Here is a 23,933-nt window from a genome sequence, read left to right on the forward strand (position 1 = left end):
TGGATGCAGGAGGATAAACAGAATGGCTCTGTTGCAGACGGGGCAGCCAGTGCAGCTCATGGTGCACAGGCCGCATACTCTGTGATTTCAGCCGCAAAGGCTGGTAGTGCCGCCGCAGGAGCGGCAATAGGAACAGCAACGGCAGGCCCTCTAGGAACAGTTGTGGGTTTCCTAGTGACAACGAAGACTTTTTGGAAGGTGTTAGGAAGTGTTTTTGCCGCAATCCTTTTATTCATTTTCATTATCGTCAATTTTATCGGAATCCTTTTATCCTACTTAGGTTTCATGGATGCAGATTCTTTTGCAAATCAGGCTCAGTCGGAAGAGTTGAACAGCATGAGAAGCCGGATTGAATTAATCCTTGAAGAAGAGACATACCGCAATGAAATCCTTTCGATCATCTCTCAGGAAAGGGAAAGAAAGCTACAGGAAATAGAGGCAGATTGGAGTGCGAATTATGCGGATTATACACTGGAGATTGTGGATGAATACGAAACAAAACTTAAAGATAATCTTGCATATTATCTTGCTATCTTCCTTTTGGAGCAGTGGGATGAGAGTACTCAGAGATCGTTCTTGGGATATTCGGGAAGCTTAGATGCTAATCTGCAGACAGATCTGACAAGTACGTATGATGCCTATTTTGAGGAGGCTGCAAATACATATAATGTCCCCGTGGCACTTTTACTTGCAATGGGACAAGTAGAATCTGGTTTTAATCCGAATGTGGTGTCTTCGGCCGGGGCGATTGGCATTATGCAGTTGATGCCGGGAACTGCAGCGTCGCTCGGAGTAGATGATCCTTATGATCCAAGGCAGAATATTATGGGCGGCGCAAAGTATGTTTCTCAATTGATCGAGCAGTTTCAAGATTTTCCGAATGCATTGGAACTGGTAATCGCCGGCTATAATGCAGGTCCGCAGGCCGTTGTAAATGCAGGCTATCAGGTTCCTGCTTATAAAGAGACACAGAATCATGTCCAAAAAGTGATGGGGTATTTAACAGTATCAAATCTGGATACAGACGGAGATGGGCAGGATACGGAAAATCTGGATAACTCTTATGCTCTGCTAAAAACAGCGGTGCAGGAGAATGTAGGCAGTTTCTTTTCGTGGTCTAATACAGGGGTTGAGGAAACGACACAGAAGCAGACAGTATATTATCTAAATACAGAAAACGGAAGAACAGAAATCTCAAAGGATACTTATGATGAATTAAAAGAGAGCGGTCAGAATGCTATTTCGGAAGAGAAGGACATCGAAGTTAAGCGTGTGGAATATACATTGGCACTGTTGCTTAATTCGCAGCTATCGGGTACTGCGTCAGGGTATGAATACAAATATGTTCTTGATCAGCCCACTTTTGAACTCGTTCTCCGTGTCCTGCAGGTTATGCAGGATGGAGTAGACGCTCTGAGAGATGCGTTTTTCTCACTGTTTTCCTGGACTGATTTTGTGACAGGAGGAAATATTGAGGATTCCTATGTCGGGAATATTGACGTTACAGGTGATGTGATACATTACGATACGGTCGGGAAAGGTGTAAAGGAGGTCGTGTATTTTAATCAGTTGGAAGAACCGTGGGCAAGCCTTCCGTATGCAAGCAGTACAATCGAAGACTCGGGATGCGGGCCTACATCCATGGCAATTGTGATCTCAACTCTTACTGGAAATAATGTGACCCCGGAAATGACAAAATCCTTTGCAGAGAATAACGGGGAATATGTACCGGGACAGGGAACCAGCCATTCATTTATCGGTAATGCTGCAGCCCACTGGGGATTAACTTGTGAACGTGTCGGAAAGGATCGGATGGACGATGTGGTACAGGCGTTAAAAGAGGGCAAAATGGTCGTAGAAATCTGTGAAGCCTATACAATCACTGGCGGGAGCAGCGGACACTTTATCGTTTTGACCGGAGTGACCCGTGATGGTTATATCACGATTGCTGATTGCGCCAGCAGAGAAAGGACCGGCAAGGTTTATAGTGTGGAAACAATCAAAAGCTATGGCCGGGATCTGTCTGCCGGCGCTTTCTGGATTATTGGAAAGTAGGTGAAAAATATAATAGTGAAAAAAATCACAGCGATACTCTTGCTTGTTTGCGCCTTATTCGTTTTGACCGGTGCTTCTGTATTGGCGGAAGATGAACCCTCTGACCTGCCTGTAATTACCCAGTGGGATCAGGGAAAGGGATATGATGCTTCGGGGAGTATGCTGAAGGATACGTGGGCCCTTGATTCCGTAAATGTAGACGGAAAATATGTTTTGTTTGGTGCAGATGGAGAAGTACTTCAGAAAGCAGATAAATGGCAGGAGAGAAACGAAACAGAGGAAAACTATTCGATTACGGACCAGAGTACAGGAATCATAGCGGTGCGGTGCAGTACTTTCCCGGATTTTACGGGGATTGTAGAAGGTGTCCTTGAAGAAGAAGCAGGAACCCGCTATTCTTTTGAACTTGATCAGGAGAATGGATATAGCAGGAATGTGTCGGTCAGTGCCGGGAGTTATCGGCTTTTGCTCACGGCGTATGATGATAAATTTTATTATCAAACTAATTCTCAGGAAGAAGCGGTTGAGATACAAGGAGAAGGGTTTGAGATTGTAAATCTGCAGGTGACTCAGGAAACTACGGGAACTGTGAGTGTCCAGGAAGGAAATGAGCGTAAAAACAATGTTCTTTCCAATGAGGTGCAGAGCCAGAGGGTATCGGAAGATGAACTGGAAAAAATGGGTGCATTTTTGCTAATCACCGTTCTTATTTGCATAGCGGGCTACGGAATTTATCGGAAAAGAAAGAAGACATATACTTGATTTTTGAAAGGGGGCATGAGATGTCAGACAAGGAGAGAGTGGATATCTATACGATACCACCAAATTTCGCAGAATCCGGGAAGTGGTTTTCCGGAAGAATTGATGCGGGAAATGCAGTAGAAGCGGCAATTTTGTCGCTTTTTTTAGTGAGGCTTCTTCTGGAGCTGCCGATAGATGGTGAAATGAAAATCTACGCAGGCGTTATTTTTATTCTTCCGGTCACCATTTTTGCTGTGATTGGAGTGCAAGGGGAGCGCCTAACCTTATTCTTGTTCCATGTTCTGTGTTTCCTAAAAAGACGCAGGGTGCTGACGAAGCCAAGCGGGAAGTATCAATTAGAGCGGAAACGCAGGATAGAAAGGCGAAATCGCAGGATGAAGAAGAGAATGCTGCGTAAGAAAGGAGGTAATGGAGATAAGCCAGGAAATCAAAGAACTGGAAGCAAGATTAAGAGAGGCGAGAAGAGAAGAAAGGCAAATGCAAAAGGAGGAAAGGCTTCACCGGCAGAGGCAGAAGAAAGTTGAGAGAGAGCAGAGCCGAGAGGAAAGCCGGACGCGGCGAGAGATTCAGATAGAAGAAGAAAAGCTGAGGCGTTGCTTAGCAAATCCTCAGCTTGAAAAATCGAAGCCTGATTCGAATCAGAAAAAGAAGCATAGTGTCAAATCAAAAGTAAAGGATGAAGAACAGGATCTGCTTCCAATGACTTGGGCAGCGACCTATCTTCCAATCCGAAAAATTAAGAACGGGATTATTTATACGAATGATGGAAGATATGTAAAAATCTTGGAAATTTTACCGATTAACTTCCTGCTCCGTTCGCCTTCTGAACAGAGAAATATTGTTTTTTCTTTTTTGAGTTACCTGAAAATAGCTCCTGTCCGGATGCAGTTTAAGATTGTGTCCAAAAAAGCCGATATTGCGGAATATCTGGAAAAGATTCAGGAAGAGATTGAACATGAGGAAGATGAACAGTGCAGGATTCTTCAGGAGGATTATGCAAGACTGATTCGTTCAATCGGGACGAAGGAAGCTATTACCAGGCGGTTTTTCCTGATTTTTGAATACCATTCTTATGATGGAAACCGGAATCCAAAGGAAAAGGATGTATATCTGAATATCCGATCAGCAGTGCAGACAGCTAAAAAATATCTGGCAATGTGTGGAAACGTGGTCTTGGAACATGAAAATGAATCCCGTTTCTGCGTAGATGTACTGTACCAGATTTTAAATCGGAGAACAAGTGTTACAGTACCACTATCAGAGAGAATCCGGCAGGTTTCAGAATGGTATCGAAAAGAGAATGGAAGAGAAAGCCTTTCCCGTTTGCCGGTTACAGAATTATTTGCCCCGAATGCCATTGACTTTAGGCACCGGAACTATGTAGTATTTGACGGTGTGTACCATACTTATTTATATATCCCGTCGAATAAGTACAGAATCCGTGTTCCAGCTGGATGGTTGTCCCTGCTAATCAACGCAGGGGAAGGGATCGATGTGGATGTATTCTTTTTCAAGCAGGACAAAGCAAAGTGTGTGGAGCGGATTGGACGGAGAATCCGGCTGAACCGGTCGAAGCTGAAAGAGACATATGATACAAATACGGATTATGATGATCTGTCAGAATCAATCCGGGCAGGATTCTATTTAAAAAACGGGCTGAGTGGAAGCGAAGAATTCTACTATATGGCGACACTCATTACCGTTACCGGACATTCGGAAAAAGAGGTGGAATGGCGTGCGAGGGAGATGGCCAAGCTCCTAAGTTCACAGGACATTGGAACTGCCAGGTGTATCTTTTCAGAGGAAGCGGCATTTTTATCTTCACTACCGATTTTAAATCTGGATCAGAACCTTTACAGGAAATCAAGAAGAAATGTTTTGACTTCCGGCGTGGCAGCGTGTTATCCATTTGTAAGCTATGAGATGTCAGACCGTGACGGTATCCTGATGGGGGTTAATAAGGCGAATAACTCGCTTGTGATTGTGGATATTTTTAATTCGGAGATTTATAAGAATGCAAATATTACAATCTTAGGAACCAGTGGAGCAGGAAAAACGTTCTGCCTTCAGTTGATGGCGCTGAGAATGCGGCGAAAAAATATTCAGGTATTTATTGTCGCACCGGAAAAAGGGCATGAACTGGCGAGAGCCTGCCAGAATATCGGTGGAGCTTATCTGAAAATTGCACCAGGATCGGATTATGGAATCAATATCATGGAGATCCGGCCCAGTGATCAAAGTGCCAGAGTCATTTTAGACGGGGAGGCTTCCCAGAGATCAGAACTTGCAATGAAGATTCAGAGCCTCCATATCTTCTTTACGATCCTGATACCGGATATTACTCATGAGGAGCGGCAGCTTTTGGATGAAGCCTTTATTCTTACATACAAAGAAAAAGGAATTACTCATGATAATGAAAGCCTCTGGGATGAAAACAACCCGGGGAAATATAAAGAAATGCCGGTATTGGGGGATCTGTATAGGATCCTCATGGAAAAAGAAGATACAATACGGATGGCAAACATCTTGAACCGTCTGGTCAACGGTTCTTCGTCTAACTTTAACAGACGTACAAATATAGACCTGGATAATAAATATATTGTCTTAGATATCTCTGAGATGCAGAGTGATCTGGGGCTTGCAACATTTACAGCTTTGGATTTTGTGTGGTCGAAAGTGAAAGAAGACCGGACAAAAGAAAAAGCTTTTTTTATTGATGAGTGCTGGGCGCTGCTTGCCGACAATGAACTTACTGCAAACTATATCCTTGAAATATTTAAGACGATTCGTGGATATGGAGGAGCAGCGGTTTGTGCAAGCCAGGATCTGGAGGACTTCTTTTCACTGAAAAACGGAAAATATGGAAAGGGAGTATTGAATAATTCGAAGACGAAAATAATCCTGAACCTGGAGCACAAGGAAGCAGAGATTGTGAAAAATGAGATGGATCTTTCGGAGGCGGAGGCATTAGCAATAACCAGATTCGAAAGAGGAAATGCTCTGATCTCAACAAATAGTAATAATCTGTTGGTTGAATTTAAAGCCAGCCAGTTGGAAAAAGACCTGATTACCACAGACCGGAAAGACTTAAAGGAATTAAAAGAGCGGTTGGAGAAATATGGCGGTCAGGCATATGGAAGAAAGGGGGCATAGAAATGTAATTGGCAATGTGTAATTTATGCGTAAAGAATACGCATTCGCTATTTATAAGCAATAGGAATACGTAATCATTGCGTATATCCATGGGAAAGGAGAATGCATTGGAATACATAAATAATCAAAAACAAGTCGAGAAACAGATCCTTGAACTGGTGAAAAAATACAATGTTTTATATAAGAAACAGCTCTATGAGTTTTTTGCAGTAGACGGCCGGGATAAATTTGTGGGGAAAGCACTGCATTCTTTATTAAAGGATCGGTTTCTCTATCTCAATGATGTGACACAGATGGTGTACCAGCATGAGAAAGCCTATGAGTTTAGGGAGAAGGGAACACTTATGGCCTTTTGGGTATTGATATCCTTGATGAAACAAAAGAAAATAGAGAACCATTTCTTGTCCTCCAGAGAGGAATATCCGGTCCGGATTATTTTTGTGGGAGATGCGGAGATTTATGATATCTTGTATGTTTCTGAGGAAGAGATCCAACTGGTAAATAACCTTTTTTCAAGAAAGAGAATAGAGGGGTGCCAGCATGTAGTGATTGTAGAAGATAAAAAGGTGATTCCGCAGCTTCAAATTCCTGATGCAATTGGGTTTTGCACAGTTTCAGAAGATGATGGAGGAGTTGAGTATTATCGCAGAGACGAATGAAAAGGAGGTCTTACAAAAATTAAGAGCGCAGCTTGACGCAGGACAAAAGGCGGCCGGCCATGTAGAGCAGATGCTGGCAGAATCCAGAAATCTGCTGCTCGCATATTCGAGAAAAACTGTAAATATCCATTATGAGAATCTCAGTGATATGATCGTGGAAGCAGCGAAGAGCTCAGAAGTTTTGACAGAAAAAATGAGGCGGTTAGTCTTAGAAATGACGTTGGATAAAAGGAAATATGAGCGGTATAAATCTGATGTAGTACTGATTCATGGAATTAAGCTGAAATATCAGGATGAGATCCTGTGTATTTCTCTTCCGGTCTTAATCCCTCATAGAAAAGCAGAGTACACAGACTATATTTACCGGCCGCTTTATACTGCGTTCCAGCACTGGTGTATGCAACAGGCGGAGAATAATCAGGTGATTCCAGAATACAAGAATTGTACCGTCTGTTTCTTCCATCTTTATGATAAAAATCTGCCTCTTTATAGGGTACGTGATCATGACAATATGGAAGAAAAACACGTCCTTGATGTAATTGCAAATTTCTTCCTGACATCTGACAGTGGATACTACACAAGTACTTACCATGAGACACGGATGGAAGAGAAGGACAGGACGGTGATCTACTTGATTCCGGCGGAAGTTTTCCCATCCTGGCTGCAGGAAAAAAGGGAACAAACGATATCGAATTTTTTATAGACGGAGCTTCTGTTTTTTTCGATAACGGCAAAACATACGAAATGTTATGAAAATACGGGGGTTGAAAAAAGGATTCCTTAGTGGAATCTACCCAAGTATGAAAAAGGTAGGGTACGCATATGAGCAGACACACTGCAGGGGAAAAGATGGAAACAAAAAGGGATACACTTTTAAAAATGATCGCAATATCAGGAGAACTACCGTCATATTTGACGGGTATAGTCGTTGGTTCGCCATCCTATGCCGCCAGCCTGGTTACTGCGTTGAAGAAGGATGGATATATACATATCAGGTCGAAAGATGGCGTCAGAGGATATATTTTAAGCAAGAAAGGGAAAACGTATCTGTTAAATCATTATGAGACGGACATGCGGGACTATTTGACAGGGGCGAGCGAGACAAACCATGTAAAATCGGAGAAAGAGAAAAGGCTCCGCCTTCATCGCATGAGTCTTGCATGGACGCATTTTTTTTTGCAGGGGTGCATTATCTTTTCATCTGAGAAACCAGAGATTTTTAGTGAAAGTTTTTTCAGGCAAAAAGAAACGGGAACCTATTATGGGAGCCAAGAGCTAAAAGGAGGAACAGATAAAATAAAAGGCTCCAGAGCTTGTGGACTTTTTATAAAAAAAGGAGAAGCTTTTGTGGTATACCAAACAATGGAAAATCTGCTGAAGTGGGCAAAAAAAACAGAGCATGCAATGCGTGCGTGGGTGGAAGGAAAAGCGCTCCGGTATAACCTGTCGTGGGGAAGTGATGCGATCTTTTTAGGAAATTCCATGGCGTTCCTACTCCAGATCCTTGAAAGCACTGGAGGGATAAAGAACCAATTGTTCCAGGTGGACGAAACTTATGAACATTACTATTATATTCCGTGTTTTTCAACGCCGTCTTTCATTCAGACGGACCTTATCGTAGATGGTAAAACTACCAAGCATTTTAAAAAGTTTTTATATACCATGCTGGATGAGGTGGAGAATCGGGAGTTTTCTGTCCATGCTGGGTATCAGAAACAGAGAAGGGTCTATTTCTGCTATGAAATGGAATTAAAACATCTGATTCAGGTGAAAATGGAACTGGAGAGGAAAGGGAATGGGGTTGTGGTCTGTCTGGATTATCAAGCGGAAACCTTAAAAGAATATTTTGGAGAGGAGGTGGAGATGATGGTTCTTGTTTGCGAAAAAGTAAAACAGTATCTGGACATGCAGAGATCGTAGATGCATATCCTTCGGGAACGCACTACAGGAGGTGGCATAAGCCATGCAGAGCCAATTTCATACAGGAAGCTTGACAGTAGACCAGATGAGCAGGCTCCATATTTCTGGCAATGTCATTCCGGTAACCTGGTTTAAGACAATCAGGAAAGCGACGGGAAAACCAAATCTGAATGCAATCATTATTCTTGCGGACATCGTATATTGGTATCGGCCTGTGGAGATCCGTGACGAATTGACCGGAGAACTGATTGGGTTAAAGAAAAAATTCCATTCGGATATTCTGCAGCGAAGCTACCAACAGATTGCGGATCAGTTTGGGATTACGAAAAGAGATGCTACAAATGCAGTGGTAGAACTGGAAAAGCTCGGAGTGGTGAAACGGGTTTTCAGAACTTTGCGGCTGGGCGGACAACAGATTCCTAATGTGCTGTTCCTTGACCTGAATGTAAAAGTATTGGAACATCTTACTTATCCGGACGGAGAAAACCGAGGGTATCCCTCAAATCGGGGACACCCCTCACGCAAAATAGTGACAGGTACTACTGAAATCAGTCAGAGTGCTTCTCCGTTTTGGGAGGGAGGATACTCTGAAATTGGAGAGACAAATACAGAGAATACTAAGAGAGATTACTCAGAGAATACTCCTTCAGTTTCTTATGCTGAGACAGAGGAACAGGTCAAAAAGCAGATATCCTATGATGCGTTAAAGCGGGATTATCCATATGATAACAAAATTGATGAGATTTTAGGAATCTTGATGGATGTGATGACAAGTTCAGCGGCAACAATCCGTGTGAACCGAGAGGAGAAGCCGGCTGAAATCGTAAAGGCGCAATTTGAAAAACTAAATAAAGAGCATATCCAGTTCGTACTTAGCTGTATGGAGAAAAATACAACGAAGGTGACGAATATCCGGGCATTGTATATTACAGCTCTTTATAACTCAGTGAATACAATTTCCAGTTATTACAGCAGTCTTTATAACTATCATATAGCATCTGGGCTGCTGGGAAAAAGAAAGGAGGAAGAGAACGGGGAATATCTTTGATAACCGGGGGCTTTTAAAAAAGCTCCTATTTGGCGTCCTGTTTGTGGCGCTTACTTTCTACTTTGGCGGTGTATTAGAACGACTGATCCATTCGAAAGTAGAAATCAATCCGTTCATCTGTATCCGGCAGGGTATCACAACCATACAGGGATTAAAGTGTTCTGTCTGTGCATTTTTGGTCATTCTGCTGATCGCAGCAGTGATTGTATGGCGAGGCAGAGGAAAAGAGGTTTTAGAGACGGATGAAGATAGAAACTTTGATTATTCGGTCAAAGGAACCTATGGTACCGCTGGTTATATGAAACGGGAGGAAGAAAAAGAGATCCTGAATATTGACAAAAAACTGGATGACGTAAAGGGAATCCTTTTCGGAAAAGATCTGGATACAGGAGAATATATAAGTCTTCCCGTAGATTCCAGGCTCAATAGAAATCTGGCCGTATGTGGCAGCCAGGGAAGTATGAAGTCCAGAGCATTTGCCAGAAATATGGCGCTTCAATGCGTGCGGCGAGGCGAATCGATGTTTATTTCAGATCCAAAAAGCGAACTTTATGAAGATCTGGCGGCATACTTTAAGGAGCAGGGCTATACTGTCAAGCAGTTTAATCTGATCGATCTTTCCCATAGTAATGCGTGGGATTGTCTTGCAGAAATCGATGATGGCAGCATGATTGATGTTTTCGTGGATGTTGTGATCCGAAATACAACAGATAAATTTGACCATTTTTACGATAATGTGGAAATGGACCTCCTGAAAGCTTTATGCTTGTATGTATATGAGGAATATCCGGAAGGAAAAAAGACATTCCCGGAAGCGTATAAGTTACTGCTTAATAAATCCGTAGAAATGTTGGACAGTATTTTTGAGAGGCTTCCTACAAACCATCCGGCCAGAGGCCCGTATCAGTTATTCAGTAAAGCGGAAAAGGTGAAGGGGAATGCAGTTTTAGGACTTGGAACACGACTGCAGATCATGCAGAATAAACTGGTCCAGCAGATCACAAGTAATAAAGATATAGATCTGACACTTCCTGGAAAACAGAAGTGTGCTTATTTCTGTATTACATCTGATCAGGATTCTACCTTTGATGTGCTGGCAACGCTGTTTACCTCTTTCCTTTGCATAAAACTGGTAAGGTTTGCAGACCGCACAGTAGAACGGAAACTCCCAGTAGGCATGAGTTTTATATTGGATGAATTTCCAAATATCGGTGTGATTCCTGACTTTAAGAAAAAGCTTGCGACAGCCAGAAGCAGGGGGATCGGGATGAGTATCATTTTTCAGAATATTCCCCAGATGATGAACCGCTATCCGGAAGGCCAGTGGGAGGAAATTATCGGAGGATGCGATATGTCATTGTTTTTGGGCTGCAACGATATGACAACGGCTACATATTATAGTTCCCGTTCCGGGGAAGCAACCGTTGCGGTTGCATCCTGCAGGAAAAGTTATTATACTATACGGATGACGGATTATGTACCGGAGTATTCAGAAACCTCTTCCGTAGGAAAACGAATGCTGCTTTTGCCGGATGAAGTTCTGCGGTTCCCTTTGGACGAAATGCTTTTGATTATCCGAGGGCAAAAAATCCTGAAGTTAAAGAAGATGGATTATACAGAACACCCGGATTCCAGACATCTCAAACTGGAAAAAACAGAAGATTTTATACCAGACTGGTATCAAAAGATGCAAAAAGAGAAGATTTCTTTTGAAGAAGCAGATCCGGAGCAGGAGCGTTCCCTGCGTGTTCAGGCGGAGGAAGAGAAGCAGGAAGAAGAAATTTTGACTCTGCAGGAAGAACTCCCGAAAAAGAAACCGGGAAAGAAAGCCGGGGATGCAGCATCCGTATTCAAGGTGGAGGATCTGTTTGGGTAATATACAGGAGGTTGTATACAATATGGATGTCAAGAAGAATACACTGACCAGACATACATTCCGGAAACTGCTCTTTCAGGAATTTGGCATAGAGATCGGAGAGGAAGAATCCGAAAAGATAGAATTAGCGGAATCCTGTATTGAGATTTATAACAGCATGGAAGAGTTTTATGAAAAGACCGGCTGGGATAAGGACAATCCGGAACACAGCAGCCAGGAATATCTGGAGCAAAACCATATCTGCCGAGACATTCAGGGCAAGATCTGGTATTTTTCGAGAATCCGCTGGGAGGAAGGTTTAAAGAGTCTTCTTGCGGAGAAAGGAACTTATGAGTAGGCAGCAGGTGGAACTGCTGCTTGGTTGAAGCTTACAATTTCATATGGAGCAAAGAAATACGGGCACAGGGAAACAGTCAAAAAGGCTGTTTTTTTGTGCCTTTTTTGAAAGGAGATTTTATGGCAGAAGCAATGAAAACTGAAGAAAAAGAAATGCCCAAGGCAGTCATGCCTGGGTCAGTCCTCACAATCGAAGTGGACTCAAGCATTGAGAGCAGTCAGGAAAAGGAAGAAGCCAGATGGCACCAGCTCTTAAATGCCCAGAGGACACGAAAAATTTTAACCGGACCGCTTAGCGGCATTGAAAAACTGGAAAGCGGCTGGACGGTGGCCGTGACTTATTTCAACGGATACCGGATCATTATCCCCATGTCCGAAATGATGATCAATTTAAAGGGCGATGGTCGAGAGAATGCGGATACCTTAAACCGTCAGGTCAGGATTGCCAATAATATGCTGGGCGCTGATATTGATTTTATCATCAAAGATCTGGATGAGGCGTCCAGAAGTGTAGTAGCTTCCCGCAAGGATGCAATGCTCAGGAAGCGACAGATTTTTTACTTTACTGATAATGAAGAGGAACAGCCCATGATCTATCCTGGAAGGATCGTAGAAGCAAGGGTCATTGCCGTTGCACCGAAAGCGGTCCGTCTGGAAGTGTTCGGAGTAGAATGCTCAGTCCGGGCAAGGGACATGGCATGGGAGTGGATGCCGGATGCTACAGAAAAATTTCAGGTGGGGGATCTGGTACTGGTCTGCGTGAATAAAGTGGAGGCTCCGGATGTTGAGAATGTGACTGTCATGGCGGATGCAAAAGGCGCAACGGAGAACACCAATAAAGACAATCTGAAAAAATGCCATCGGCAGGGGAAATATTCCGGTATCATTACCGATGTTTATAAAGGAACTTACTTTATCCGTCTGGATCTTGGTGTCAATGCGATTGCCCACGAGTGCAACATGACAAATCTGCCGGGAAAATGGGACCGGATCGGCTTTGTCGTTACCCGGATCAATGAGACATCAGAAGTGGCAGAGGGGATCATTACGAGGATGATCAAGCGCCATGAATAAAGTTTATAAAAATTTTAGAAAATTGCCTTGAAATACAATGCCCAGATTTTTTATCATGCACCATACATAAAGAAAGGGGGAATATCCGCATGAAGAAACGGAAGAAACAAACGGAAGTTTTCTGCCCTTATTGTGGGAGAAGAGCTGTCCTTCGACCAATCACTTATGTTGTTGGCGAAAACCGGAGAATCTTCGACCCTGACCAAAAGGTTTATGTATGCAGTGCATATCCGGCGTGCAATGCCTATGTGGCAGCCAGCAAAAAGAATTTGAAGCCGCTTGGGAGCCTGGCAGACGGAGAATTGAGAAACTTACGGATCCAGGCGCACCGGGCGCTTCGGGGACTCTGGCAGAACGGCTATCTATCCGAAAAGGATGCGTACCACTGGTTAAGCGGGAAACTGGGGCTTCCTGAGAAGGATACCCATATCGCAAAATTCAGCCACTACTGGTGCGAGGAAACGATCCGTTGCTGTGAAGCATACATAGAAGAACGCAGGGAACTGGAGCTGAAGGGCAGGATGATGACAAAGAGCAGAAAGGAAGGAAGCCATGATACTAAGGGCAACAGAACGTGACATGTATAAGCTGATGGATTACAAGGAAACATGCCTCATACGGGCGGGTATCTGCATGGGAGGGGCCTGCATCTGCACTGTGCTGATGGCCTGCATAGGAGTTTCCTGGGAACCTCTTTATCTTGTGGTCCTGCTTTCCGGTACAGCAATTTGCCTGTTCCGGGAAGCAATCGAAGCGAATGACCGGATCATGCAGACCAAGGATTGCTACATGGAACTGGAAAGCGACTGTCTTGTGGTCAGACAGCCTCAGAAAAAGGAACATTATGAAGCCTGCAGGATCTTTTTTGACGAGATAGAAAAGGTCGTCGAAGGCAGCCAGGCTGGCGAAGCAGAATTTTATGTGGTGATCCGAAGGATGAAGGACAGAGATCGGAAGAGTTTTATCCTTCTGGATGATACGGAAAAAGAGACGCGGATCTTTCAGGTCCGTTCCTTTGGGTATAAGAAAGAGGATTTCCAAAAGCTTTACCGGAAACTCCGCTGGGAGGTTCCGGGCCGCGTCCGGATTTTCGGGACACGGAAGCAGACTGCCTGGTTCCGAAAGAAACCGGGAAAGGGCTGGAAACTGTTTTTGGCAGCAGTTTGTCTGTATGGGATTCCGAAAGCCTTTCTGCTTCTTATATGAAGGAGAAAGATATGAGAGAGTTTTATACAGCGATTGGAGTCAAGCAGGAATCCGGCCCTTTTTGTGTAATCAAGCAGGGGGAACGGGTATTCTTAGCCCGGACAGAACAGCTTCTTTGGACGACTTTGCAAGGGCAGTTTCTTGAAAAAGATGAAATCTATCCTGAAATGTGTTCCGAGAAAGCAGGAAGTTGTGCGAAAAAGGCAGGTGAAGAAGAGGTTTCCTACTGTCTGAGAAGATTAACAAACCGGAGGCTGGTTGTAAAAGTTATGGCAAATGGTGCAGAGGATGCACAGAAAATGCTCCTGAAGAGTTCCGTAGTGGTTCCTGCAGCACCAGTTTTTGAGATAGCCGCTTCTGCTTTCTTTCGAAGGGCGTTTTGTGAGCCGGGAACAGTATCTTCCCATGACAAACTCTGGCGGAAACAGTGGGAGCAAAGAGAGCGGTCTGTATTAAAGATGCTGGGGATCTTTGGGGATGTATCAAAGTACCTGGAGGCCATAGAAGGTTCGCAGGAAGCGCTGCCAAAACGTCTTTTAAAATACCGGGATGTGCTTGAGATGTATGACAGAGAATCCTTCCTTCGGACGCTTTGCCGGCTGCATGAGCAGAAAATGATTGGGATTTTAACAGTACAGGAAAACGAGGTGTAAGATGAAGAAATTAAGAAGATTACTGTTGAAGATAAAGGCAGACAGGCTATTAAAGGCTGCAGACCGTCTGGTTGCAAGCATGGAAGAGTTCCCATATGTTTTCAAGGACAGGATGCTGAAATTGTCGCTCTTGTCCTTTTTTCTTGGGGGTGTAGGGACTTATGCGGGGATCCTGATCGGGGAAAGAAACTTTATCCTGTTCTCATGGGTGCTTTGCGGGATCAATCTCTATCAGGCTGCCAGACTATACCGGATTGCAAAGCAGAAAAAATATGAAGTGATAGAAGGGCGTGTGTCTCAGATCAGAGGGAAACATGGGATTGGCAGGACCTGCAGAGTATTTATCCAGACAGAAGAGGGAGAAACGAAAGAATTTGTCTTGGAGAAGGGAAGTCCTTTACAAGCCGGGAAATGTTATCGGTTTTACTTTGACGAAAATCGCTGCCTCACTTCAGGGATCCGTTCTTTAGATGCCATGCTCAATGTGAATTCGTTTTACGGAGTGGAGGAAGTCAGCAGGGAAGAAGGCTAAGAAAGGTGTGGTTCAAATCCGCACCCTTCCCATCGTGTTGCCATACACGAAAATAAAATAGAAAAGGAGAGATGATTTTATGGCAGACAGTAACAAAATGAAAGGAACCGTCAAATGGTTCAGCGCAAGAAGAGGATATGGTTTCATTACAGACGAGGATGGAATCGACTATTTTGTGCACTTTTCTGAGATCCAGTCAGAGGGCTTTAAAACCCTGCGGGGCGGGGAAAAGGTCCTGTTTTCTGTTTCTGAAGATGAGAAGGGCAGGAGCCTTGCAAAACAGGTTGTCCCTGCCGAGATGCCTGAGGAAACCGAGGAGGAGTAACAGGAGCGGGCGGCGGAAAGTTTACGCCGCCCCCAAGCAACATTCTACAATAGTATAGGGAACATTCCCTGATATTCTAATAAATAGAAAATATGTCATAAGTGAGATTGACACATACAATATGTTGTGCTAATCTTAAAATGACTTTTATTTTATGGGAAAATGAAATCGATACTTTCCTAAGTCACTTTTGTTCCGGGAATAGCCGGAAGAAAACTTTAACAATTGTTTATGATTGGAACAAATAGAAAGACACAGAAAAGAAGGAAGACTCTTTTTTGTGTCTTTTTTTGTGCCAGAAAAGGAGGAATCTGTGGAGAACAAAAAAGAGATGAAACTAGTGCATTTCCAGTACGGGATTGGGAATGCGGAAAATTTCCGTATGAGAAGGAGGAAGGATGAAGTTTGAGCATAATGCAGCGATGATTGGTTCAGCACAATTCTTGGAAGAGCAGCTGAGGAAGAAAGAGATCAGCTATGACCGGCTTTCAACCGTGGAAGAGATTACAGGCTGCGATACAGAGTTTTGCGGGATGGCAGTGGATTTTTTAGACAGTTACTGCAGCAGCGACCAGAAAGAAGAATTGGATGAATTATTCTGTGGTCTGACAGGGCAGCGGATTGGAGACTTTTTAGAGCGGTGGCTCCAGATCCTGTTGATAAAGTGGCAGGAATGTGTGAAAGAACCTATGGAACTCTGCCTGAATGGAAAGCATTTTATATTCATTGGGAAATGCACAGAAGAAGAGAAAAGAACCCTGTTTCCATCCGGCAGAAGAGCAGAAAAGCTGACCGTTGCGTGGAAGAAGCAGGGAGAAGAAACATATCGGGCATATTTACAGGAAATCTTTCTTTGCAGAGAGGATTTGCGGCTGTATCTGGGGTCCGAGAAAGGATTGATCCCAGGAGGGACAGAAAGGAGGAAACGATATGCTGGCAAGTATCCTGTGGCAAGGCAGTCTGCCTGAAGAAGATGAGATCAATCAGATGAAGGAAGAAGGATACCATTTTGTGGAACAGGCAGACGGTTTCCGGATCTGCCTGCCATTAGACAATACGCCTTCCGGAAATTATTATGAGGACGGTTTTTCGACAGGATTTAAGAAAGAAGTAGAACTGCATCAGTACCTTGCAGAGACGGAAAAGAGGGCACAATGGATTACAGTGCCAAGCAGAAAAATGCGTGTATATGCTACGGGCCGTCTGGTTGGGGCTCCAGAGTCAAAGGCGGATGAACGTTGTGCCAGAATCTTCCGTGACACACAAAAATCGGCAGGCCTAATGTTGAAAACAGACCGGGGAGAAGCATACCAGATCGGGAAAACTGCGATCAGCACTTTGGAGAGCAGGGCGAGGATCAGCGGGAATGCACTTGGAAAGGTGTCCCGGCCGGTGTTCGCTGAAATTTTGAACCAGTGCCTGAAAGTGGCGAAAGGAAAGGCGCTGATCCGGCTTTCAGAAGGAAAGGTACGTGCAATCCATTCCGCAGAGAAAAACGGATATCAGGTATTCCCTTTGTCCGAACTGTTTATGCAGGCGTCGGTCTATATCAACGGGGAATATCAGAAAACGGAGTTCCAGGAAGGATATGCGGATCAGTCCATGGTGACGGCGGTATGGAAGGTTTCAGATGAGCGTCTGGAAGAAGTCTACAGTGAGATCATGGAGAAGTACGGAAAACAGGTACGGGGCAAATTAAGCGCAACGATCCGGATCTGCTCTTCCGATGTAGCGGCTTCCGGAGCCAATATCTTTTATAGCCTGCAGGAAGGTAAGCATGAGATTGCATTGGGAACAGATATGCGGCTGAAGCATGACCACAATACGCACATGAAAGAATTCAGTACGAATCTTTTATCAACCTTTGAGTGCTATAAAACGGTGATCAAAAAAACAGTCGAGAAATTGGTCAAAATACCGATTGAGAATCCGGCGAACACTATGATCGGCGTGATGAGCAGGTATAAATTCGGGAAAAAAGTGACTGCAGAAATGGTGGAGCGCTTCAAGGCAACATTCGGGGAAGACCCCTGCAGCGCATATGAAGTTTACTGCGGGATTAGCGAAGTATTGTTCCAGGCGCAGAGCCAGGGAGCAAGCGGCAGGAGTCTGGTGGAGTTAGAGGAGAAAGTAGCAAAATGCCAGAGCGTAAAGTGGCAGGACTATGACATCCCCGGAGAAGTGCAGTATTAGACGGATACAGGAAATCAGAGGGAAAGGAGACAGGATGAACCTTAAGAATGGAAAAGAAATGGAACGATTGGTTGCAGGAACATATTTGAACAGTATGTGTATCGACAGGGGCAAGACTCTGGCAGAAGAAATGGGAAAACAGGGAACTGACGTAAAAACGGCATTTACCTATCTCAACCTTGCGTGGCTGGAGATCTTAAGTAAGATGGAATATCATGATGCGCGAAACGAGGCATCGGTGCAGCTGGCGAAAGAGATCTATAACCGTCCGGTGGAGCCTCCCAAAGTTACAAGTTTAAAGGAGGTATCTGAAAAAGAAACAGTCCGCAGCGTTGATTCAGAATCGCCACGGGATGTTGCGAAAGCGTTGTCTACTTATCTTCGGACGGATTCGGCAGGACGGTATGCAGGATTTTTACAGGCGCTTATGAGCGAACATCGTACCCTGCAGCAGAGTTTCACCCGGATGGGGATGTGCTGGCTTCGTGCAGACTGCAGGAACAGGAAAAACCTCTCCTGGATCTGTGACATTGATGCACATTTACCGTTTATCTGAAGGCTGAAAGAAAGGAGCAAAATACGATATGAAAATGTTTAGGGAACCAAGAGTAGAAGGAATCCGGTATGCCAGGTTCCTGCTTCGTATGGCTGAAGACTATAAAGCGAAAAAAGGAGCAGGCAACACTTGGGAAACTCAGAAGTTGTTGCGGCAGATCCGCGGTGACAAGCGGAAAAAGACAATATGTCGAAATATGGATTACCTGGTATTAAGCTGGATGCAGTTTTTGACGACTCTTCCGGAATGGAAGGAAGAAGAGCTGTGGGCGGTGAAGGTAGCAAAGATGGCTGTCATACAATTTCCTGACCTGCCAAAGTGCAAGCCTCTCTTCCGGGCAAAATGGAAACAGCCGGGAGGCACAGAAGCTGAAGAAATGCGGAATCTGTTATGCAGGATTTCTGACCGGGAGAAAGATGAGTTCATGCAGGCATTCTGGATGCAGCTGAAAACTGCAAAGCGGGAGAAACAGCAGCATCTGACCGAATTCTTTTTAGAATGGATCTGGGTAACCCCGGAAAAAACGCAGGTATTAGAGAGCCTCAGGTACTGGGCTGCGGATTACTGCCTGCCATTTGTATGAAAGGAGGAAAAGGATAATAATGAAGAGAAAAAGAAAGCCGGGATGGGCAAAGAAGACGACAGAGGGACGCCGGATGTTCCGGTGGCTGAGAAGAAGGAAAGAGCAGACGCTTACAGAACGGGGATGGCAGTTTATTAAGGTGTACCATTGCCCGTTTATTTTTGTTTATGGGCAGACAGCGGAAAAGGAGCGGTATGTATGCCGGGACTTTCAGTTTCTGGCAATCTTTAACATGGATACCTGGGAATTGACGGATGTTTCTTACCAGCTTCGGAGTTTCTTAGAGATTCCGGAGAACCAGAAGTTCCGTTTCCAGCAGAAATGTAAACGTCAGGCAGAGCGGGAAATCCAGAAGTATGCCATAAAGTTACTGGGGGAAGAGGAAGGATGGAAGGAGAAAGAGATCTTTCCATGGAAGAGGACTTCCGTTTTATGCAGGTACAGAGACTGGATCAAGAAAGAAGCAGAGATACAGGCTGCAGGAGGCGAAGAATCCGAACGGTTCAAAGAGGACATCCGGCAGTTTACCTTTGACGGGGACCGGGATTACTTCGATTACCGGACGTATCTTTCCTATCTGAAGAATCCGGAAACTTTTATCTTCCGATATGGCCGGAAGTTCTGCAAAAGGATCAAAGAGCAGTACCGGATTAATCGGATCCTGAAAGAAGCTGTGGAGCAGGAGAAGATACGGTATCAGGAAGAGAGACGGGAGCGAATCGCTCTGATCACGCGCATCCGTGAAGCTGTAAAAGGGATTGATGATGAAGTTGCCGTGATTACAGAGGCAGGGAATGGTACCTATGATGTGTTCCATATGGAACCGGAAATTCTTCGGAATTTCCTTGGTGTTTATCCTATTTCTACAATCTCCGGGAAAGAGAAGCGGGATCTGCTCAAAAAGTATGGAAAAGACAAGGCGTGGGATATCACCGAGATCTGGAAAGTGGGCATCCGGAACCGGTGGCTCTACGAGGCGGAAAAATCAGGAATATCCGATGCCGCATAGGAAAGGAGAACATTATGATTCGAAGGAAGATCAGGCAGTGCCTTGCATTAAGGAAAACGAAACAGAAACGTGAAAAACGCAGGCCGGGAGCTTACCGTATGTTTCTGTTGGATCTGGATGCGACGTATGGACAGGAGGAAGCAGATTCTTACGGGGTAGAACCGGTCCTTTATCTGCTGCTCGACCCTAAGTGGAAAGCAGAACAGATCGCGATACGTGCGGTCCATGCGTTTCATGACAAGGAAAATGATGTGCCGATCGGGGATTTGTTTGAATATGGATTGAAAAAGAACCAGATTCCCTTTGAACGGATCTACATATTCAAGATTCCGTTCGGGAAACGGAAACAAAAGTATTTAGAGGATCATATCTCACAGGTATATTTATAGGAGGATACACAGGATGAAAAAAAGACATATGCTGAATCTTCAGCAGAAACTGATCAAAATATCGAAAAAGCTGCCGAAGCTGATCAAGAAACATTATTCTGATGAAGTGGATTATGATTTCGTGAAGATCGATGATATCTATGAGATCATCAATCCGGCTTTTGCAAAGTACCATATCTGTATCCAGGAGATGGAAGAGAAAGATTCCAAAACAGAGTTTAAGGATGGGCGGTGGATCTATACCTCCGAGCTGTATTTTTGCCTTGTGAATGCAGACCAGCCTGCAGAAAGGGAGCCGGTACATATCCATCTGATCGGGGATCATGAAGACTCTCCGGCAAAAGCACAGGGAGCAGCATGGACTTATGGCCTGAAACACTTCCTGCTGTATAAATTCCAGATCAAACAGGTATCGGAAGACCCGGATATGAAAGGCAAGCCGGCAGGCGGTGCATCAAAACAGGCGGAGATACCGAATCAGACTGGAACAGGCAGAACCGCTTCTGGCAGACGGAAAGATACAGACCCGAAGAAAGCTCCTTCCGATGTAGTTGGAAAAAGCCCTTTGTATGGACGGCTTGCAGAAGATGCAGGGGAGAGGAAAAATAACGTGGGCGACCGGACTAGAAATGGAGACAGCAGTGCCAAACAGATGACATCTGCGGCACCAGACCCGGCAGAGATCTTCGGGAAAACGTCAGGTGATGCAACAGAACGTGGCGATAAGAATAGTGGAACAGAGCAGGAACTGGCAGAGTACCCGGCCAGCGACGGAAAGGAAGTGGCACATCATCCGAATGGAGATGGTGAATCTGGAGGGGCTAAAGAGACAGCTCCCTACACTTCATCGGGAAAAGGACGGGTGATCCCTATGCCTGGCGCAGAAAAAGTAGTCCAGGGCAGTTTCCGGAGTACAGATGAAACTTCCTGTCCGGAGAGAAAGGTTCCTGACGAACCGTCTGGCAGCAGTGTGAATCCGAAGAAGGATGAAACACCAGTGGCGCAGAACGAACCGCAGGAAACAGGCAGTGTTCCTGAAAGGGTGCCTGATCTGCCGGAACAGAAAGCAGAAGAGAGTGATCTGAGAGAAGAAGAGTTACCTGCGGAAAAGAAAGCAGGAGAGCAGGTTGAGACTGTATCTGGTGAGAAAAAGGATGCTTCTTCTGGCGGAGACGGAACGGTAACCGTGAATGAGGACCCGAAGGAGCCGGATGATCGAAAAGGGAAAGAGCCTATCAAAGAAGATGGCGAAATTGCAGAGCCGGCGAAAGACAAGGAAGACGATAGAAGTGAAGAACAGGATGCGCCGGACAGTGATAAGGTACATGGCAAAGAGAGAAGAAAACGAAAAAAAGGGCGGCATCACAAGGAAGGGGGCGGTGAAGATACCGCCCAGATGAGCCTGTTGGATTTTGCGGGTTCTTTTCGAGCAGATGAAGAAAGTACAGGTTCTGTTCTTACAGAGAGTGAAGCAAGAGAAGAGAAGGAAGCAAATGCAGAAAGAAGTGCTCCTGAATTTGTAGAAAGCAGAGGGCATGAACCAGAGAACAGGATAGATGGGCTGAAAGAAGCAGAGGAACCAGAAGTACCGGGAGTTGATCGAAAGGATGAAGCGGAAGCGGATGTCCCCGCAGAGGAAGAAAATGCGGATACATCAGGAACCGGCGGATCATCCAAAGATGAGAACGGCTTTGCAGAGGCAGAAGAGGTTCCTTTTGATGAAGCAGACGAAGAGGATTTCTTTAAAGCACTGGAAGAGGAAATCCGGGATGAGGAAGAAACGCCTTTGACGCTTGAGGAAGCTCTGCAGACCATCTGCCCCTATGCACTATTTGCTGGGAAAACTTTTGAGGAAATGCTGGAAAGCGACGCAGGGCGTAAACAGCTTTCCTGGTTTGCGACAGAATACATGGGATCGGATTTCCGTGTTCGTGATGCTGCAAAGATGGTATTAGAAAATCTGGAACAGAAAGCGGCATAAGCCTATATTTCGGGGAAAGAGGAAGGAAAGCTCCTTCTTCTTTCCTGATTTCAAAAGAAGTCCATCCTCACAAAGGAAAGTGGTAGTGAAATGAAAAAAAGAAAAACTCAGGATGAAGAATATACTGCGCCTTTTACGATCATGGATGTTGCCGCCTACCTGGGGATTGAAAAACTGGAAGACTGTCAAAAAGGCTATCGGGTGAAAGATCCGGAGAATGAAGCAAATGTGGTCTGCCCGTTCTGTGGGGATGCCCGGGGAAAGGCGAGCATCTGCGTGTGCGGTGGCGGCCAGGTAAAAAATGTCTTTCACTGCTATGACTGCGGCAGCGGTTATAACATGGTCACCCTCTATGCAGAACTGAAGCATATGAAGGGGAAGGACCGCTATAAGAGAGCATACCGTGAGCTTTACCGGAAAAAGCAGCGTCAGGGAAACGGAAAAATGAGATCCAGGAAAGCCATGCAGCAGGAGTCCCAAAAGGTAAAGAAAAGAGCCGGGAGCCAGAAAAAGAAGATGGCCGAGCCGCTTAATAGAGAACAGGTGGATCAGACGTATCGAGCGATGCTGAAATACCTTAAATTGAAACAAGTGCATCGAAACGACCTCGTCCGGAGGGGCGTAAGTGATGAGATCATTCAGAGGATGATAGAGAAAGGGTATCGAAGTATCAATGTGGAAGGAAGCCTGTCCATTGCAAGGCGTTTGATCAAAGACGGCTGTAAGCTGGAAGGCGTGCCTGGATTCTTTAAAAATTGGGATGGAGAATGGGATCTTAACTTCCATGACGGAAACCGAGGGTATTTATGCCCGGTCTATGATATCGAAGGGTTTCTCCGGGGATTCCAGATCCGCCTTGACCGTCCGGTAAAAAAGAACAAATATGTCTGGCTCTCCAGCAGCGGCATGGAAAAAGGGACTGCCATATCAAGCTTGGTGGGAGTATCCGGCGTACCAAAGGGAGAGAGCATCTTCCTGACAGAAGGAATCCTAAAAGCGGAAATTGCTTCCCAGATCAGGGGAGACTGTTTCCTTGGAAACCCTGGTATCGGAAACTGGCGTGACCTTTCTGAAGTTTTAAAAGCTGCGAAGGAGAGAGGCGTGAAGCATGTGTATGAAATGTATGACATGGACAAGATGCTCCGTCTGACCTGTCAGGAGGACTATGATGAAAGATGCAGGGAATGTGAAGATAAAGAGGAACATGGGAATCCGGAGTTTGAGTGCCCGAGAAAACGATTAAAGAGAGACACGATCCGGAAAGGATGTAACTCGGCTTATCGTGTCTGCAAGGAGCTGGGCCTTACCTGCAAAAGGGAACTGTGGGATGTAGGGGAAGACGGACTTTGGGATGAACATGAAAAAGGAATCGATGACTGGGAGACAAGAGAGATCCGGAAGAAATGCGATTCTGCATAAGCGGGGCAGAAACCGTCTCAGAAAAACGTGCAGGGATAAGATTTAGGTTATGCAAAAGGGGAACTTATTTTAAGTTCCCTTTTTGCATGGCTTAAAAGCCATGAGAAGGGAGGTTTTTATGATCCGGGACAGACCTGAATCATGTGGCAGGGCGAATCTGTAAGAGACGGCGGCTTTACGAAAGGCAAAATAATCGCCCTGCCC

Annotated in this window: 24 protein-coding genes; all 24 read left to right on the top strand. The window is 45.0% G+C overall.

The annotated features are described in order from the left end of the window. The first annotated feature begins 3 nt into the window (after window positions 1-3). The 24 genes from INF30_RS12155 (at window position 4) to INF30_RS12270 (ending at window position 23,729) form a co-directional block, all read left to right on the top strand. Entirely contained in the window at window positions 4-2,055 is a 2,052-nt protein-coding gene (locus INF30_RS12155) for a transglycosylase SLT domain-containing protein (RefSeq protein WP_226395393.1), read from the top strand. A 15-nt stretch (window positions 2,056-2,070) separates the two neighbouring features. Next, window positions 2,071-2,817: a hypothetical protein gene (locus tag INF30_RS12160; RefSeq protein WP_226395394.1), complete on the top strand. Its 747-nt coding sequence runs from the start codon at window positions 2,071-2,073 to the stop codon at window positions 2,815-2,817. A gap of 20 nt (window positions 2,818-2,837) precedes the next feature. Then, a complete protein-coding gene (locus tag INF30_RS12165; protein WP_226395395.1) occupies window positions 2,838-3,341 on the top strand; it encodes a hypothetical protein in 504 nt (167 codons plus the stop codon). Beyond that, window positions 3,226-5,970, top strand: coding sequence for a VirB4 family type IV secretion system protein (locus tag INF30_RS12170; protein WP_226395396.1), 2,745 nt, complete (start codon window positions 3,226-3,228; stop codon window positions 5,968-5,970). The genes INF30_RS12165 and INF30_RS12170 overlap by 116 nt, the downstream gene beginning before the upstream one ends. 107 nt (window positions 5,971-6,077) lie before the next feature. Continuing rightward, window positions 6,078-6,629: a DUF5697 family protein gene (locus tag INF30_RS12175; protein ID WP_226395397.1), complete on the top strand. Its 552-nt coding sequence runs from the start codon at window positions 6,078-6,080 to the stop codon at window positions 6,627-6,629. Next, on the top strand, window positions 6,604-7,332 hold the full coding sequence (locus INF30_RS12180) for a DUF6100 family protein (RefSeq protein ID WP_226395398.1): 729 nt from the start codon (window positions 6,604-6,606) through the stop codon (window positions 7,330-7,332). Before INF30_RS12175 ends, INF30_RS12180 begins: the two co-directional genes overlap by 26 nt. 119 nt (window positions 7,333-7,451) lie before the next feature. Continuing rightward, on the top strand, window positions 7,452-8,549 hold the full coding sequence (locus INF30_RS12185; RefSeq protein WP_226395399.1) for a hypothetical protein: 1,098 nt from the start codon (window positions 7,452-7,454) through the stop codon (window positions 8,547-8,549). Between the two features lie 43 nt (window positions 8,550-8,592). Next, complete coding sequence (locus INF30_RS12190) at window positions 8,593-9,597, top strand: DUF6017 domain-containing protein (protein WP_226395400.1); 1,005 nt, start codon at window positions 8,593-8,595, stop codon at window positions 9,595-9,597. A 43-nt stretch (window positions 9,598-9,640) separates the two neighbouring features. Then, the gene (locus INF30_RS12195; RefSeq protein WP_226395401.1) at window positions 9,641-11,473 is read left to right on the top strand and encodes a VirD4-like conjugal transfer protein, CD1115 family; all 1,833 of its coding nucleotides are present in this window, start codon (window positions 9,641-9,643) and stop codon (window positions 11,471-11,473) included. Window positions 11,474-11,495: 22 nt separating this feature from the next. Beyond that, complete coding sequence (locus tag INF30_RS12200; RefSeq protein ID WP_226395402.1) at window positions 11,496-11,810, top strand: hypothetical protein; 315 nt, start codon at window positions 11,496-11,498, stop codon at window positions 11,808-11,810. 119 nt (window positions 11,811-11,929) lie between these two features. Continuing rightward, window positions 11,930-12,883, top strand: a complete 954-nt coding sequence (locus INF30_RS12205; RefSeq protein ID WP_205130796.1) for a S1 RNA-binding domain-containing protein — start codon at window positions 11,930-11,932, stop codon at window positions 12,881-12,883. A gap of 89 nt (window positions 12,884-12,972) precedes the next feature. Then, a complete protein-coding gene (locus INF30_RS12210) occupies window positions 12,973-13,461 on the top strand; it encodes a zinc-finger-containing protein (RefSeq protein ID WP_226395403.1) in 489 nt (162 codons plus the stop codon). Continuing rightward, the gene (locus INF30_RS12215) at window positions 13,436-14,089 is read left to right on the top strand and encodes a hypothetical protein (RefSeq protein WP_226395404.1); all 654 of its coding nucleotides are present in this window, start codon (window positions 13,436-13,438) and stop codon (window positions 14,087-14,089) included. Before INF30_RS12210 ends, INF30_RS12215 begins: the two co-directional genes overlap by 26 nt. An 11-nt stretch (window positions 14,090-14,100) precedes the next feature. Then, window positions 14,101-14,742 carry a hypothetical protein gene (locus INF30_RS12220; RefSeq protein WP_226395405.1) on the top strand — a complete coding sequence of 214 codons (642 nt, stop codon included), beginning with the start codon at window positions 14,101-14,103 and terminating at the stop codon, window positions 14,740-14,742. Between the two features lies 1 nt (window position 14,743). After that, entirely contained in the window at window positions 14,744-15,274 is a 531-nt protein-coding gene (locus tag INF30_RS12225; protein ID WP_226395406.1) for a hypothetical protein, read from the top strand. A 79-nt stretch (window positions 15,275-15,353) separates the two neighbouring features. After that, the gene (locus tag INF30_RS12230; RefSeq protein ID WP_311136020.1) at window positions 15,354-15,599 is read left to right on the top strand and encodes a cold shock domain-containing protein; all 246 of its coding nucleotides are present in this window, start codon (window positions 15,354-15,356) and stop codon (window positions 15,597-15,599) included. A gap of 398 nt (window positions 15,600-15,997) precedes the next feature. After that, window positions 15,998-16,567 (top strand): hypothetical protein, encoded by a 570-nt coding sequence (locus INF30_RS12235; protein ID WP_226395407.1) that lies wholly within the window; start codon window positions 15,998-16,000, stop codon window positions 16,565-16,567. Next, the gene (locus tag INF30_RS12240; protein ID WP_226395408.1) at window positions 16,530-17,792 is read left to right on the top strand and encodes a hypothetical protein; all 1,263 of its coding nucleotides are present in this window, start codon (window positions 16,530-16,532) and stop codon (window positions 17,790-17,792) included. The genes INF30_RS12235 and INF30_RS12240 overlap by 38 nt, the downstream gene beginning before the upstream one ends. 34 nt (window positions 17,793-17,826) lie before the next feature. Beyond that, window positions 17,827-18,348 (top strand): hypothetical protein, encoded by a 522-nt coding sequence (locus INF30_RS12245; protein ID WP_226395409.1) that lies wholly within the window; start codon window positions 17,827-17,829, stop codon window positions 18,346-18,348. A 28-nt stretch (window positions 18,349-18,376) separates the two neighbouring features. Continuing rightward, window positions 18,377-18,931, top strand: coding sequence for a hypothetical protein (locus tag INF30_RS12250; RefSeq protein ID WP_226395410.1), 555 nt, complete (start codon window positions 18,377-18,379; stop codon window positions 18,929-18,931). 19 nt (window positions 18,932-18,950) lie between these two features. Further along, on the top strand, window positions 18,951-19,940 hold the full coding sequence (locus INF30_RS12255) for a hypothetical protein (protein ID WP_226395411.1): 990 nt from the start codon (window positions 18,951-18,953) through the stop codon (window positions 19,938-19,940). Window positions 19,941-19,954: 14 nt separating this feature from the next. After that, the gene (locus INF30_RS12260) at window positions 19,955-20,329 is read left to right on the top strand and encodes a hypothetical protein (RefSeq protein WP_226395412.1); all 375 of its coding nucleotides are present in this window, start codon (window positions 19,955-19,957) and stop codon (window positions 20,327-20,329) included. 13 nt (window positions 20,330-20,342) lie between these two features. Further along, the gene (locus INF30_RS12265) at window positions 20,343-22,310 is read left to right on the top strand and encodes an ERF family protein (RefSeq protein ID WP_226395413.1); all 1,968 of its coding nucleotides are present in this window, start codon (window positions 20,343-20,345) and stop codon (window positions 22,308-22,310) included. 90 nt (window positions 22,311-22,400) lie between these two features. Further along, the gene (locus INF30_RS12270) at window positions 22,401-23,729 is read left to right on the top strand and encodes a hypothetical protein (protein WP_226395414.1); all 1,329 of its coding nucleotides are present in this window, start codon (window positions 22,401-22,403) and stop codon (window positions 23,727-23,729) included. The last annotated feature ends 204 nt before the right edge of the window (window positions 23,730-23,933 follow it).

The sequence above is a fragment of the Claveliimonas monacensis genome (genome assembly GCF_014982975.1).
Classification (GTDB): Bacteria; Bacillota; Clostridia; order Lachnospirales; family Lachnospiraceae; genus Claveliimonas; species Claveliimonas monacensis.

Coding starts and splice junctions, on each gene's coding strand:
- INF30_RS12155 (WP_226395393.1), top strand. CDS start 4: ATGCAGGAGGATAAACAGAATGGCTCTGTTGCAGACGGGGCAGCCAGT.
- INF30_RS12165 (WP_226395395.1), top strand. CDS start 2,838: ATGTCAGACAAGGAGAGAGTGGATATCTATACGATACCACCAAATTTC.
- INF30_RS12170 (WP_226395396.1), top strand. CDS start 3,226: ATGGAGATAAGCCAGGAAATCAAAGAACTGGAAGCAAGATTAAGAGAG.
- INF30_RS12185 (WP_226395399.1), top strand. CDS start 7,452: ATGAGCAGACACACTGCAGGGGAAAAGATGGAAACAAAAAGGGATACA.
- INF30_RS12190 (WP_226395400.1), top strand. CDS start 8,593: ATGCAGAGCCAATTTCATACAGGAAGCTTGACAGTAGACCAGATGAGC.
- INF30_RS12200 (WP_226395402.1), top strand. CDS start 11,496: ATGGATGTCAAGAAGAATACACTGACCAGACATACATTCCGGAAACTG.
- INF30_RS12205 (WP_205130796.1), top strand. CDS start 11,930: ATGGCAGAAGCAATGAAAACTGAAGAAAAAGAAATGCCCAAGGCAGTC.
- INF30_RS12210 (WP_226395403.1), top strand. CDS start 12,973: ATGAAGAAACGGAAGAAACAAACGGAAGTTTTCTGCCCTTATTGTGGG.
- INF30_RS12215 (WP_226395404.1), top strand. CDS start 13,436: ATGATACTAAGGGCAACAGAACGTGACATGTATAAGCTGATGGATTAC.
- INF30_RS12220 (WP_226395405.1), top strand. CDS start 14,101: ATGAGAGAGTTTTATACAGCGATTGGAGTCAAGCAGGAATCCGGCCCT.
- INF30_RS12225 (WP_226395406.1), top strand. CDS start 14,744: ATGAAGAAATTAAGAAGATTACTGTTGAAGATAAAGGCAGACAGGCTA.
- INF30_RS12230 (WP_311136020.1), top strand. CDS start 15,354: ATGGCAGACAGTAACAAAATGAAAGGAACCGTCAAATGGTTCAGCGCA.
- INF30_RS12235 (WP_226395407.1), top strand. CDS start 15,998: ATGAAGTTTGAGCATAATGCAGCGATGATTGGTTCAGCACAATTCTTG.
- INF30_RS12240 (WP_226395408.1), top strand. CDS start 16,530: ATGCTGGCAAGTATCCTGTGGCAAGGCAGTCTGCCTGAAGAAGATGAG.
- INF30_RS12245 (WP_226395409.1), top strand. CDS start 17,827: ATGAACCTTAAGAATGGAAAAGAAATGGAACGATTGGTTGCAGGAACA.
- INF30_RS12250 (WP_226395410.1), top strand. CDS start 18,377: ATGAAAATGTTTAGGGAACCAAGAGTAGAAGGAATCCGGTATGCCAGG.
- INF30_RS12255 (WP_226395411.1), top strand. CDS start 18,951: ATGAAGAGAAAAAGAAAGCCGGGATGGGCAAAGAAGACGACAGAGGGA.
- INF30_RS12260 (WP_226395412.1), top strand. CDS start 19,955: ATGATTCGAAGGAAGATCAGGCAGTGCCTTGCATTAAGGAAAACGAAA.
- INF30_RS12265 (WP_226395413.1), top strand. CDS start 20,343: ATGAAAAAAAGACATATGCTGAATCTTCAGCAGAAACTGATCAAAATA.
- INF30_RS12270 (WP_226395414.1), top strand. CDS start 22,401: ATGAAAAAAAGAAAAACTCAGGATGAAGAATATACTGCGCCTTTTACG.